Annotated in this window: 7 protein-coding genes; 2 read left to right on the top strand and 5 right to left on the bottom strand. The window is 56.8% G+C overall.

Features of this window, described 5'->3' with window-relative positions; all coding sequences use genetic code 11:
- Nucleotides 1–84: 84 nt before the first annotated feature.
- The 5 genes from repC to ACVDG4_RS23510 form a co-directional block, all read right to left on the bottom strand.
- Nucleotides 85–1,446, bottom strand: coding sequence for a plasmid replication protein RepC (gene repC / locus ACVDG4_RS23530; protein WP_447236885.1), 1,362 nt, complete (start codon nt 1,444–1,446; stop codon nt 85–87).
- A gap of 239 nt (nt 1,447–1,685) precedes the next feature.
- Nucleotides 1,686–2,768 carry a plasmid partitioning protein RepB gene (gene repB, locus ACVDG4_RS23525; RefSeq protein WP_447236884.1) on the bottom strand — a complete coding sequence of 361 codons (1,083 nt, stop codon included), beginning with the start codon at nt 2,766–2,768 and terminating at the stop codon, nt 1,686–1,688.
- A gap of 85 nt (nt 2,769–2,853) precedes the next feature.
- Complete coding sequence (gene repA / locus ACVDG4_RS23520; RefSeq protein ID WP_447236897.1) at nt 2,854–4,068, bottom strand: plasmid partitioning protein RepA; 1,215 nt, start codon at nt 4,066–4,068, stop codon at nt 2,854–2,856.
- A gap of 563 nt (nt 4,069–4,631) precedes the next feature.
- Nucleotides 4,632–5,840, bottom strand: a complete 1,209-nt coding sequence (locus ACVDG4_RS23515; RefSeq protein WP_447236883.1) for a sugar transferase — start codon at nt 5,838–5,840, stop codon at nt 4,632–4,634.
- Between the two features lie 79 nt (nt 5,841–5,919).
- Entirely contained in the window at nt 5,920–7,140 is a 1,221-nt protein-coding gene (locus ACVDG4_RS23510) for an O-antigen ligase family protein (RefSeq protein ID WP_447236882.1), read from the bottom strand.
- Nucleotides 7,141–7,303: 163 nt separating this feature from the next.
- Between ACVDG4_RS23510 and ACVDG4_RS23505 the strand changes: the two genes are divergently transcribed.
- The gene (locus ACVDG4_RS23505; protein WP_447236881.1) at nt 7,304–9,187 is read left to right on the top strand and encodes a nucleoside-diphosphate sugar epimerase/dehydratase; all 1,884 of its coding nucleotides are present in this window, start codon (nt 7,304–7,306) and stop codon (nt 9,185–9,187) included.
- Nucleotides 9,188–9,704: 517 nt separating this feature from the next.
- Entirely contained in the window at nt 9,705–12,167 is a 2,463-nt protein-coding gene (locus tag ACVDG4_RS23500; RefSeq protein ID WP_447236880.1) for a hypothetical protein, read from the top strand.
- Nucleotides 12,168–12,352 lie beyond the last annotated feature (185 nt).

The raw sequence follows: 12,352 nt of genomic DNA, 5'->3' as shown, positions 1-12,352 counted from the left end.
TGACCACAGTACCTTATGCGCCAAAGGGACCCGAACCCGCTCGTTTGTTGACAGCTGTCAACTCTCACTTGGCCGCCCCTGCCCTCACCGGTTCATGAGAGAGTCCAGCATTGGCCGGAGCCGGAATTTCCCGGCTTCCGCCTTCTCGCTGAGAACACGCAGATATCCGCCAGCGGATTTGATCTCCTCCGCCCGTTCCACCAGATACGCCATCGTCACGATTGCCCCGGCCGGACCCATATGCTGCTGCGCCCGCAGCCAGGCGTCTTTCGAAATCCCGAGCATTGGCCGGATCAACTCGGCTGCTTTTCTGGCATCGGACCAGTTACCCAGACCTTCGAGCGCATAATCGGCAAACGATGGACATGCCCGCTTCATATCTCCGAGGGAGACTTGCTCGGGATCTCCCTTGGCGCTTCCCCGGATTTCATGCGCTTCGGTCTCTTGATAGTACCCCTGCCCGGCTTCCGGTCTACCATGATTAAGGTCTTGCCGTTGGCTGATGTCGGCTGCACGATCATCCGTTTCATTTTTTTCTGAGTAATGTTCAAATGAGTCGTCTTTGTTTGAATTCTGAATGTGGCGCTCATTACGAGCGTCGTTGCCGCTCATTCTTGATTTTAAATGAGAGATATCCCCGGTTTGTGCAGATGCTTCTTCGCAGTCTCTTTCGCGCAAATCCGCCTCGTCCATTCCAGCCACGAACGCGCTTTCAACGCGGGCCCGTAAGCGCACCAGACCGTCACAGCGCTGCTTGTGATCGCCGAGAGCGCTGTGACGCGCAACGCGGCCGGAGAGCCCTTTGAGCTCTTCGGTAAAGCCCAGCCAGAGTGCTGGGCTGCGCGAGCCCTGCCCGTCCTCGAAAGCGGCTTCGATCATCTTTGAAATGTCCCGGAGATGCAGCGTGATCTCCGCCCTGACCTTTCGGACTTCCGCAGCATGGGCACGTGCTGCCTCGGCGTGCTCGAAGACTTCAGGGGCCATCAGAGCGGCTGGGGCTAGGTTAAAGCCAAAGGCATCACGCACCTCACCGCCCGGCCCTTTGCGGGCGAAACGCTTGCCATTCGCGCTGTCTTTGCGCAGCAGAAGACCCGTTTTGACCAACGTTGCGATATGCCGGCGCAGGGTCGGCGCGGACATGCCCCGGGTGCGCAAGGAAAGTTCGGCATTCGATGGAAAGACGATGATGTCTTCGGACCCATCCAGTTCCTTTTCCGGATGAAAGCTCAGGAGAGCCTCCAGAACCGTGATCGCCCGGTCAGACAGGCCATAGACGTCGCGAGCTTCTGTCAGGGCGCGCAGGAACTGCCATTTGTCCGTTTTGCCGGTCCGGTTGCCGGAAATTTTGAGAGCTGCGCGGTCGGCATCAAGTTTCTCATGTGCCTTGAACAAGGCAATAGAAAAGGGTCCGCCGCCAAAAGGCGTCGTTGCAATACGATCCGTCATGTCCATCACCTTCAAAAAGGCAATGAAAAGGCGTTCCCGGTCGCAAAACAGGGTCTCAAGTCTTGACAATTTTGGGCGGAAGTGATTCTCTCAGATTGCTACATACAAAGAGGGCTTCCGGAGCAATTTGCTTTGGGGGCCTTTTTTCTTGCCTTGTTTCCTTCCCTTCCTTGTTTCCAAATCCTTCAGCGCGGCAGTTCCGCTTTCTGAAAGTTGACAGCTGTCAACCGGCCTTAAATTCAGCCGTCCGGCAGCTCCTTGTTCTTGTCCGCCTCGAACGCCGCCAAAAGATCCGGTAGCTGTTTGGCGAGATAGTGCGCGAAGCCATCCGGGGCCGCCTTGGCGAGCTGGATGGTCGAGCCCTTGATGTCGGCGATCGGCTTGCCGGACCGGCTTTTGATCGTCTGTTTTTGGACCGGCTTCGATTTCCGTTTTCCAAGCCGTGTGAACAGGCGCTGGAACCGCTGATCGGAATCACAGGCCAGAAACACCTCAGAAGTGATTTCGTCACGGGCAATGACTTCTGCAGCCTCGCCGTCGAACATCTCGGCAAGCTGGTGCCAGCGTGGGCGGCCGGCCTTGGGCGCCGGCCCAACAGCCTTGGCGATCGGGTAGGGAACCTTGTCGGCGACCTGCAAGAGCCGGGTCATTTCCGTTTTGTGGACTCCGAGCGCGTCCTGAACAAGGGAGCGCTCAAATCCATGATCGATCAGCGAGCGGGCGAAGAAAGCGCGCTCAATGAAGGACAGATCCCGCCGCTCGGCGTTCTCTTTGCCTTGCGCCAGGATCAGGGCATCATCATCAAGGTCCCGGACGATTGCCAGGACATTGATACCGAGTTCCTTGGCAGCTCGGATCCGCCGGTGGCCATATGCGGCCTGGTACCAGCCGTCCGCGCGCTTGGCGGCATCGGAATGACGGCGCACAAGAACCGGAACCTGTTGACCCCGGCTTTCAAGGCTGGCTTTCAGTTCCGCAAATCCCGCATCAAGGTGGGCTTCTACGGTCAAACGATCGGCGACGGGCGACGGCTCAATGTGCGACGGATCGAGTGTCACCACCCGCTCGCCAGACTGTTCTTTCAGCTCCTGCGCCATTTGCCCGAGCGACAGCCCCATGGCTTTCACAGCGCCGGAGGCCGAGCGTGGGCGCTCGCTGACAGGATCGCTCTTGGGAGCGGGGGCAGGGGCGGCAGGCACCGCCTTCTTCTCATGCCGGGCTTCTTGCGGCTGTACCGGAGCGGGCGCAGCCGCACTCTCCGCCGGTGCGGTTTCCGGCTCACCAGCAAACAGGGCTTTGAGGCGGTCCTTGCGTTTGGTCATGGCCACAGTGTCTCCGGACGAATTGGATCAAGCAGCCTCAGTGTAAGGCCGCCCCGGTGACCGTGGATAAGTTTTTCAGAAACGTTCATTTCCCTGCCTCCGCACGGCCCCAGGCTGTGAGCATCAGGGTTTCGATCTCGGAGTTGACAGCTGTCAACGACTCCATCGCCCGGTCATAGGTGGCGCGGGTGAAGTTCTCCCGGCCAACCTCGTACAGCGTCTGTTTTGTCAGCCCCGCATCGGAAATCGCCGTCGACTTTACCATGGGAGCGGTCAGAACCCGGTCGCCAAATTGCGCACGCAAGAACCCTGCTATCTGGGTCTGTGGGCCGTCCTGCGGCTCATAGCGGGTGACCAGATAGCGCAGGAAATCGAAATTGAGCGTGCCGCCGGCTTCCCGGACAACGGAGAGGAGATCCGATGTCATGAACAGGAACTGGCTCATGGAGGCCACATCGAGCATTTGCGGGTGCACGGTGACGATCACGGAACTCGCCGCACACAAAGCGCCGAGGGTGAGGTAGCCAAGCTGCGGCGGGCAGTCGAGCACCACAACGTCGTAATTGTCTTCGACAGACTTCAGCGCCGTCTGGACCCGGGCAAAGAACAGCTCCTGCGGGTCGGAGCCGGCCGGCCGGTTTGCCAGATACTGCGGTGTCGTGTGTTCGAACTCCTGGAGCTCCAGATTGCCCGGCACCAGATCCAGCCCGTCGACATAGGTCTTGCGGATGATCTGCTCGAGCGGCACGCGCTCCGCATCATAACGGATTGCCCCATAGATCGTATCGTTGCCGGTGAGATCCAGTTCCGGCTGATAGCCGAACAGGGAGGAGAGGGAGGCCTGCGGGTCAAGATCCACCGCCAGAACCCGGTAGCCACGAATGGCAAGATACTGGGCAAGATGCGTTGAGGTCGTGGTCTTGCCGCTGCCACCCTTGAAGTTGGTGACCGCAATCACCTGGCAGTGTTCGCCGCGCTCCGAATCCCGGTGGCGGACATAGCTGCGCGCCTTCGTGCTGCCCGGCTCATGCTGGCTGGCGAGATGGCTTCTAAGGGCGTTGATGTCGGCAAGTGTGTAGCTGCGGCGGCCGCGGTCATCCGTTGCCGGGGAGGGGCCATCGCCGGACAGAGCCAACTGGCGCAGATACCCATCGGAGACACCGATCAGCTTTGCAGCCTCACCTGAGGTGAACGAGCGCATTACTTTCAAGCTCGACGGCGGGAAGAGGCGGGCACGCAGCTCCCCGAGCTGAACAGACAACTGTTCGGCGTCTTGCGCAATTTGTTGGTCGGCAGCCATCATCGTGTTGTCAATCCTTGCCTTAAACCCGGGCGAGCCGGCTTTATCGAAAAACGGAAATGTTCGACTGGTTGTGCCCTTAGCGCATGGCCGTGGGATGACTGCTGCAGCCGGTTTTCCATTTTCCTCCTGGCCGCAGCATCCTGCCTTGGCCCAAAATCATCTCTTCATCGATCCGGAAACTGTCCGGATCACGACCGGGCGGGGAGGGGGCTTGCGCAGATTACCGCTGCGCGTTTGTGCTCCTCACAGTCTTGAGCCGTCAATTTTGCGCAGTATCGGCAGATTCGCAAAATGCGGCAACGGCGATCAACGCCATGGACTGTTGTCAGCGCCCACGATCCCCAGTTACGGCAAAACCGTCAATTCAGGAACCGTTGGCGTAGATAAAGCCGGGGAACGTTGTTAACGTCAAGTTTTTTAAGGTTAACAAGAGATTAACGCAAAGCGTGGGAGGTCCTCGTAAGATCTGCCAAGTAACCCTTCGCGAGGAACTTCACAGTGTCTTCCGCGCTGTTTCAATGCCCTTTTCCAACAGTAGAATCGCCGTTAGAGAATTGAAATCAATTGCTTTTTGCGGTCCGGTCACCCTGGCCCTTGCCGATGAAAGTCCCCAGGATGATTTTGAGGTCAAATATCAGTCCGCGGCGGGCAATATATTCGGCGTCTTTTCGCGCAAGACATACCGGATGGCTCATATCAACGCCCTGGATCTGCGCGAATCCCGTGATTCCCGGCAGGATGTCCAGCACACCTCGCTTGGTGCGTTCTGCGATAAGTTCTTCCTGAACGGGAAGACAGGGGCGGGGGCCCACCAGACTGAGTTCCCCTTTGAGGATGTTCCAGACCTGCGGGAGTTCGTCAATCTTGGTCTTGCGCAGGAACGCACCGATCGGGGTCACCGCGCTTTCTGAAATCTCATGGGTTCCGGCCTGGCGCGTGTCCTTGCCCATGGTCCGGAACTTGTAGCAGGTGAAAACCTTGCCGCCCTTTCCAACCCGCTCCTGGGCAAAAATACCCGGACCGGCCGAGCCGGTTTTGACCAGAACCCAGACGATCAGCAAGAGCCACCAGAAAATGAGGATGACGGCCAGCGCAAAACCGATGTCGATCAGCTTGTGGCCAAACCGGTAGACCAGGTTGTCGTCCTTGTTGTCCGACAGCAAGACCGGCTCATCAGAGGCAAACGTTGTGAGGTCCTTACCCACAAACGCCGCAATCCGGTCGACATGAACCACCGGCGCGAGAGCCGAGACGACCGCGAACCCGGCTGTGCGCAAAAAACCCGGCAGTTTCTTCAAGACCGCAAGCTTGCCGGCGAAATCGTCACCATAGACGGCTGGGAGGTAAAGATTGAGCGCTTTCACATCCGCTGTCTGCTCAAGCGCGTCAGCGCCCGCCCGTTTGCTGCGGGCATACGGGGTCTCCGGTCCGTCTGAAAGGGCGTGAAAGCTGGAGAAATTGACAAAGACCCGCACGTCAGCGGCCTTGGCTTGCGCGGCGAGCTGTTGTGGAAGCTCGGCATTGACCTTGAAAAAGCTTTCTTCGCTCGCATCAGCATCGTTGTTGACCGCTGCAAGGTTCAAAAAGCAGTCCGCCCCAGAAGCAACCGCCGGCAAGTCGTCATAGCCGGCAAAACTGACTTGCGGATCTAAAGTGTTTACGCTCGGCGGTGTGCGTCCGATGGCAACGACCTGATGCCCTTTGGCCGTCAAACGTTTCAGGAGCTGGCGGCCGACAAAACCGGATGCCCCGGTGATCACATACTTCACTTTAACGCCCTTCCGGCCACCTACAAGTCCGCGGGCCCGTTCAGCGCTCCCGCAGTCATATTCATTATGCTGCCGTCGATCAGGTATCGCTCTCGGGCGCTTCACCCCCGTGCCTGCACTTCAGCTCGATCAGCCACAAGACGCTGACCAGGCCCACCAGACACCACCACCAGGCCTGCCAAGCGCCGTGGCTCACCAGCGCAACTGTCCAGACCGCCGCAACGGTGGAGAGTACAGCGGGGAGCAGATCCACGGGCACGGCGCGGAGCGCGCGGAAAAACAGAAAGATCAGCGCCGCAAAGAGCCCCACACCGATCACCCCAAGCTCATACCAGACCTGGATTGCAAAATTGTGCGGGTGGCCCCAGCCCAAAAACGGCGCTGCAATATCCAGGTCCTTGTAATCGACCGCCGCCATATAGCTGGCATCGACGCCGTGGCCAAGGAAGAATTGGTTGCTGATCAGGCTGGAAAACGCGGTCCAGATGTCCGCCCGGATCCCGACGGAGCCATAGGGGAGGCGGCTTGCCAGAACATCCGGGATCAGCGACATCACATGCGGCGAGATCACCGGCATCAGGATGAATGTGCCGAGCGTCAAAATCCCAAGAAACCAGATGCCCTTGTCTTTCAGGAAAACAAACACTGGCAGCAGCAGAATTGCGGCGATGAACGCCAATTTTGCCGTCTCACTGTCCGACATGAAAGCTGCCACGCCGACGGTCAGCAGCGCTGCCAACCGCAAACCCGGCGCCTTTTTCGCCTGGGGCAGTGCGTAAAGCACAAACGGTAGCATCAGGACCAGCGCGACGGCCGCACGGTTCATGCGGAAAACTTCCGGAGAAGCCCCGACGAGGGCGCGCACAGGCGTTCCGAAAATGACTTCAGAAACGACAAACAAAGCCGTCCCGATGATCGCAAGGGGAAAAAGTATGGACCTGATCAATAGAGCGGACGCACAGACTGTGAGCGCAGCAACACAGAGACCAAAAAGTGCCAGATTTCCGGCAAAATGCACCGTTGTCTCGAGGCTCCGTTCAACCGATGTCGACCAACCAACCGACAGGCCCATGAAGACCACAAGAACTCCAAACAGGAGCGCGGCCGGGCTTCGGCCTGTGCTTATGCCGGACTGCAGCACCGCTTTGAGACCCCGATCATTCGCCGCGCTCAGCAGCAAAAACGCGGCGACCAAAACAAAAATGGGCGTAGCAATGTTGCGCGATAGAACCATCAAAAACGGTGTTGCGAAGATTGTCACAACAACGGTATTGAGGTTTAAATATCTGGAAACGTTCATCTATCCGGTTTCAAACTTTGATTAATCGCGCCAGGTAATCCGTAAAACCGGAAAGCCCGTTCTGATTAGCAAAATATGCGGGCCACACCAAGGCAAATTGCATTCTTTCCGGTATGGTGTTAGCCGACGCAGGAGTATCCACGTTGAGTTGCGTACAAACAGCATGAACTTTTTGAACAAAAGACTGATTGCCATTCTCCATGACGCGTTCATGTCTGGACTGGCGCTGTTTGCCGCTCTCGTTGCGCGATACGGCATCGACTATTTGCCACCAGCGCCGACAGTCGCCGCATGGATTGCAATTTTCGTCGCCATCTCGGCAATCGTTTTCAAGTTCATGGGCCTCGGCCGGGGGCTCTGGCGCTTCGCCTCGCTCGCCGATCTCAGAGCAATTGTTGTCGCCTCGCTGATCAGCATCGTGATCTTCGTTCTGGTGCTCTTTTTGATCACCCGTCTGGAAGCCCTGCCGCGGTCCGTGCCGGTCATCACCTGGTTTGTCATGGTGGTACTGATTGGCGCTCCGCGTCTTGCCTACCGGGCCCACAAGGATGGCGGGCTTGGACGTCTTGGTGGTCTCGGCAAACCGCCGGAGGGCATCAAGCATGTTCTCCTCGCCGGTCATGTGCGCGATGCGGAGCAGGCGATCCGCACGCACCAGCTGGAGCGCTCGGGCCTTTACAAGGTCCACGGTCTGATTTGTGCCAATTCCGCCAAGAGCGGACACAGCATCCGCGGCATTCCGATCCTCGGCAACGTCGATGAGCTTTCCGATCTCGCCAAGCGGCTGGAGCGCTCGGGTACGCCTGTTGAGGCAATCCTGTCCGTCACACCCCGGCCACCGGCCGATTTCACCAAGGCTCTGACACAATCCGCCGCAGATCTCGGCATCCCGGTGAAGCGCGCCACGCCAAGGCCGCTTGATCTCAGCGAACCGGATTTTTCCGAACTTACCATCGACGATCTGCTTGGCCGTCCGCCAGTCAAGCTCGACACCAGCCGGATGAGCGACCTGATCAGCGGGCGCACCATTCTGGTGACCGGCGCCGGCGGCAGCATCGGGTCCGAGGTCGTCCGCCAGATCCTGAAATACAATCCCGCCCGGCTCGTGCTCCTGGAGAACTCCGAATTCGCGCTCTACAAGATCGATCAGGAAGTGCAGGGCAGGGCGCCCGAGCTCTCACGCAGCGCTGTGATCGCCGATGTCCGCGACCGCCAGCGGATCTTTGACGTCATCCAGTTTGAGAAACCAGCCATCATCTTCCACGCCGCTGCGCTGAAACACGTGCCGCTGGTCGAAGACAATCCGCTGGAAGCCATCCAGACCAACATCATCGGCACCCGGAACGTCGCAGATGCCGCCGTTGCTGCGAAGTCGGAAGGGTTCGTCCTGATTTCCACGGACAAGGCCGTCAAGCCAACCAGCATCATGGGGGCGACCAAACGGGCCGCGGAAGTCTACTGTCAGGCGCTCGATGTGTCCGGCACCTGCACCCGCTTCATCACCGTGCGCTTTGGCAATGTTCTGGGATCCAACGGCTCCGTCATTCCGCTCTTCCGCCAGCAGATTGAAGCGGGCGGGCCGGTGACCATCACGCACCCGGACATGCGCCGCTACTTCATGACCATCCCGGAAGCCTCCGAGCTGGTCCTGCAGGCGGCCGCCTTCAGCGTCGACAATTCCAACCAGCGCGGCCGGATCTATGTCCTCGACATGGGCGAACCGGTCAAGATCACCGATCTTGCCAAGATCCTGATCTCGCTCGCAGGCCTGAAGCCGGAGAAGGACATCGACCTTGCCTTTACGGGCCTTCGGCCTGGCGAAAAGCTGTTCGAGGAGCTGTTTGAGAGCAATGAGGAAAACCTGCCCTCTGGCGCGGACGGCGTGATCGTGGCAACCGCCAACCAGATGGAACTGAAGACGATCACCACCCTGGTCACGGACCTTCAGGCGGCTGCGTCAAACGGCGATGTGCCCTTAAGCGTTGCGCACCTCTCAACCATCGTTCCAACCCTGACCAACGACAAGCTGGAACGCAAACAAGCATAGTCCGCAAATTTCCCGATTACTGCGTCGCCTCCCTACACCTGCCGACAATTGCAGCGAGCACCAAAACTTAGTTTGCCGACTTAGGACTTCCGCGACGCCGTCCCCGTTTTCTGCTGTCAAACGCATGAAAAGTATTATCAAGAAACTCAGTCAATAATGACTTTATTTAGATGAAATATTCCGACCGAACACAAAAATATTGCAATACGATATTTTGACCCAAGAGACTGATATTGTTCGATTAAACACCAGAATATTTTCATTTTTCTTTGAATAAAAAACGATTTTATCGCATCGCAATATTTGAAATTTTTTTTTGCATTTTTCAATATTTTGAATCTGATTCCTAATTTGAATCTATTTTTAGAAAATTTTTCTGACTCCCTACTTTTTTTAACGTAAAGTAATTCCGGAAATGTATTAGGGGCTTCAGACGTTAATTAGTTCAAACAATGGTGGTTTTGACGCCCTCACTTCCTCAAAACACAAGCGGAAATACTGAATTCTTGGGGGCAACATGACTGCGATCTATCGTTTTTTTAATCCGTTAACCGGATCACATTACTTCGCATCCGGTGATGCGGAACGCGCCGCAATTGCAGCACAGAATCCTACTTGGCTGAACGAGGGTAAAGCGTTTGATGCGATCACAACTGCCGCAACAGGATTGGTTGGCGTTGAACGTTGGTTCAATCCGGAATCTGGCCGGTACTTGTTTACGGCAGATGATTTTGAGCAGTCCGTTCTGCCGACAACAGGTTGGGTCAAACAACTGGATGCCGCTTGGTATGTCAGTCGTGGCGAAAGTGCCGAACTCGGATACACCTCTGGTGTGTTTAGGTTGTTCGTGCCAGCGCTCAACGGGCACGTCTACTCGTCGAACCAAACAGAAATCAACATCCTAACAACAACGCTAAACGCAACAAACGAGGGCCAAGCCTACTTTATCAGCCCTACGGGTGGTGAGCCCGTCGTCAACACGATCGTACTAACCACGAACACCGACACACCTGATGCAGCTTCCCCATCACAAGATACATCTGGCACGACGGGAGACGATGCATATACCGGACGTTACGATCCGACCGGAAATGCGACAACCTACTCAAATGCTGATATTTTGTCCGGGAACACTGGTACAGATTCCATGACCGTTTTGGTCACCAGCACCGATGGCAATACTGTTGATTCCGTATCAACAGGTGTCGAGAATTTCTTTGTTACCAACCAGTCTACGTCAGCAAATGCATTCATTTGGAACTTTCAGAACATTCAAGGCGAGACCACAGTTACGGATTTAAGTTCAACGGGCACCGGCGGTAGCGTCAGCCGGTTCATCAATGTCGACAGCGGTGCGACCGCTGCCATGACGACAACATTGGGCCTCATGCAGGTACATTTCAGCGGCACCCGAACAGGCACCACAGATGCGTTTACGCTGGAACTCAACGGAGCGGGGTCCACGACGCAAGCTGCAACGTTCAGCACCACGGATGCTTCGGGAAACACAGACAGTTCCTTTGAAGTTGCCAACATCACGAGTTCCACAGCGGAATCCAATGTGTCACTCGGAAATGGCGGGATGACACTAACCACCGTCAACATATCCGGTGACGCCGCACTTACGCTGGCCGAGAATCAGAATTTCGCGGGCTTGACCACTGTCAATGCAAGCACCTTCACCGGGGCCCTCAACATCGATGCGTCGGGATCCACACAAACCGGTTTCTCGTTTACCGGCGGCAGCGCGAACGATCGCGTTTTGCTTGCGAACAACACTGTAAGCTCGGCCACCACGCTCAACGGCAACGGTGGGACCGATACTCTGGCGACGACGAATATCAACACGCTCACTGCGTCGACGGTCAATTCCGCGACAAACTTCGAGGTACTGGAAGATATTGGTGGAGCGAGGAGCTTTACAGCATCCAACTTCACCAGCATCAATTCCTTCCTCTTCAGTACCGCGGCGACGACCAACCGGGCGACCATGTCGGGTATTGAGAGCAGCGATTCAATCGCGATTTCCGCGGATATTACATATGGCGGAGATGAAGGTTTGCGCCTGACCGGGAATGCGGCTGGCACGACTGCAAATCTTGAACTCAGAGCAACCAGCGCAACCAATGGCGAAGTGGCGATCACAGCAAACAACAACAACAACGATGTGTCAGCAATCGGCCTGGAAACAAATGTCTCGACACTCAATCTGAGCAGCACGCTTGAATCGGGAACCCAAACAAACGCGAACCTGATCAAGGGTACATCGACAACCGACAATTCATACGGCATCGAAAACACCAACGTGGCGAATGTAAATATCTCTGGGTCACACGCATTGACGATCAATGCAGAAGCCGGCACGTCGCTTGCCAATGGACAGCAAGTCTACGGCTTCTCGTCCGGGGTGAATGCAGATGCCAGCAGCTTTACAGGCGTTTTGCGGATCGCCGGTTCCGCCAGCGCCGATACGATCCAGGGCGGTTCGGGAGCAGACATTATCTATGGTCTGGGCGGTGCCGACGTCTTGACGGGGAACGGCGGAGCGGATCAGTTCCGACACGCGCATTACAACAACTCCGTGGACCGGATCACCGACTTTACCGTTGGTACCGACAAGATCGGCCTGAACCAGATCGATTTTGGCAACACCACTGCCACACAGGCTGGTGCGACCCTCAGCACTGCGGACTACATCACCAATGTCTCGAGCATCACCACGATCGGCGGCGGAGCTGCCAACACGGTGATTGAACTGCAGACATCCCAATCGACGAGCGACATGACCAACAACACCGGGTCCGCTGTCGCAGCCTATGTCCTTGTCCACAACTCGACGACCGGCAGAGGCGAACTGTGGTACGACACTGACTGGAGCACCACCGCAAACAGGGATCAACTGTATACATTCGACACAGTCACCTCGCTCGCCGGCATCCAGGCTTTCAGCAATACGGACTTCGTAGAATACAGCTTCTAGGAAGGCTTAGGCCCGGCTCGTTGCCGCTTGCAAAGGCGGCGACGGCTTTGTCCTTTGACTACGCTTAACTGCGCTATTGATGCAGGAGAGTCGGGCCGGCTTAACAGATGACAATGGTGATTGCCGCTCGGGCGAAAAAAGGAAACATAATTAAAGAAAATCATCAGCCATCTGGCCCGGAGGCC

Source organism: Roseibium sp. MB-4 (assembly GCF_053005265.1).
This window is presented reverse-complemented; position numbering and strand designations above follow the sequence as displayed.

Coding starts and splice junctions, on each gene's coding strand:
- repC (WP_447236885.1), bottom strand. CDS start 1,446: ATGACGGATCGTATTGCAACGACGCCTTTTGGCGGCGGACCCTTTTCT.
- repB (WP_447236884.1), bottom strand. CDS start 2,768: ATGACCAAACGCAAGGACCGCCTCAAAGCCCTGTTTGCTGGTGAGCCG.
- repA (WP_447236897.1), bottom strand. CDS start 4,068: ATGGCTGCCGACCAACAAATTGCGCAAGACGCCGAACAGTTGTCTGTT.
- ACVDG4_RS23510 (WP_447236882.1), bottom strand. CDS start 7,140: ATGAACGTTTCCAGATATTTAAACCTCAATACCGTTGTTGTGACAATC.
- ACVDG4_RS23505 (WP_447236881.1), top strand. CDS start 7,304: ATGAACTTTTTGAACAAAAGACTGATTGCCATTCTCCATGACGCGTTC.
- ACVDG4_RS23500 (WP_447236880.1), top strand. CDS start 9,705: ATGACTGCGATCTATCGTTTTTTTAATCCGTTAACCGGATCACATTAC.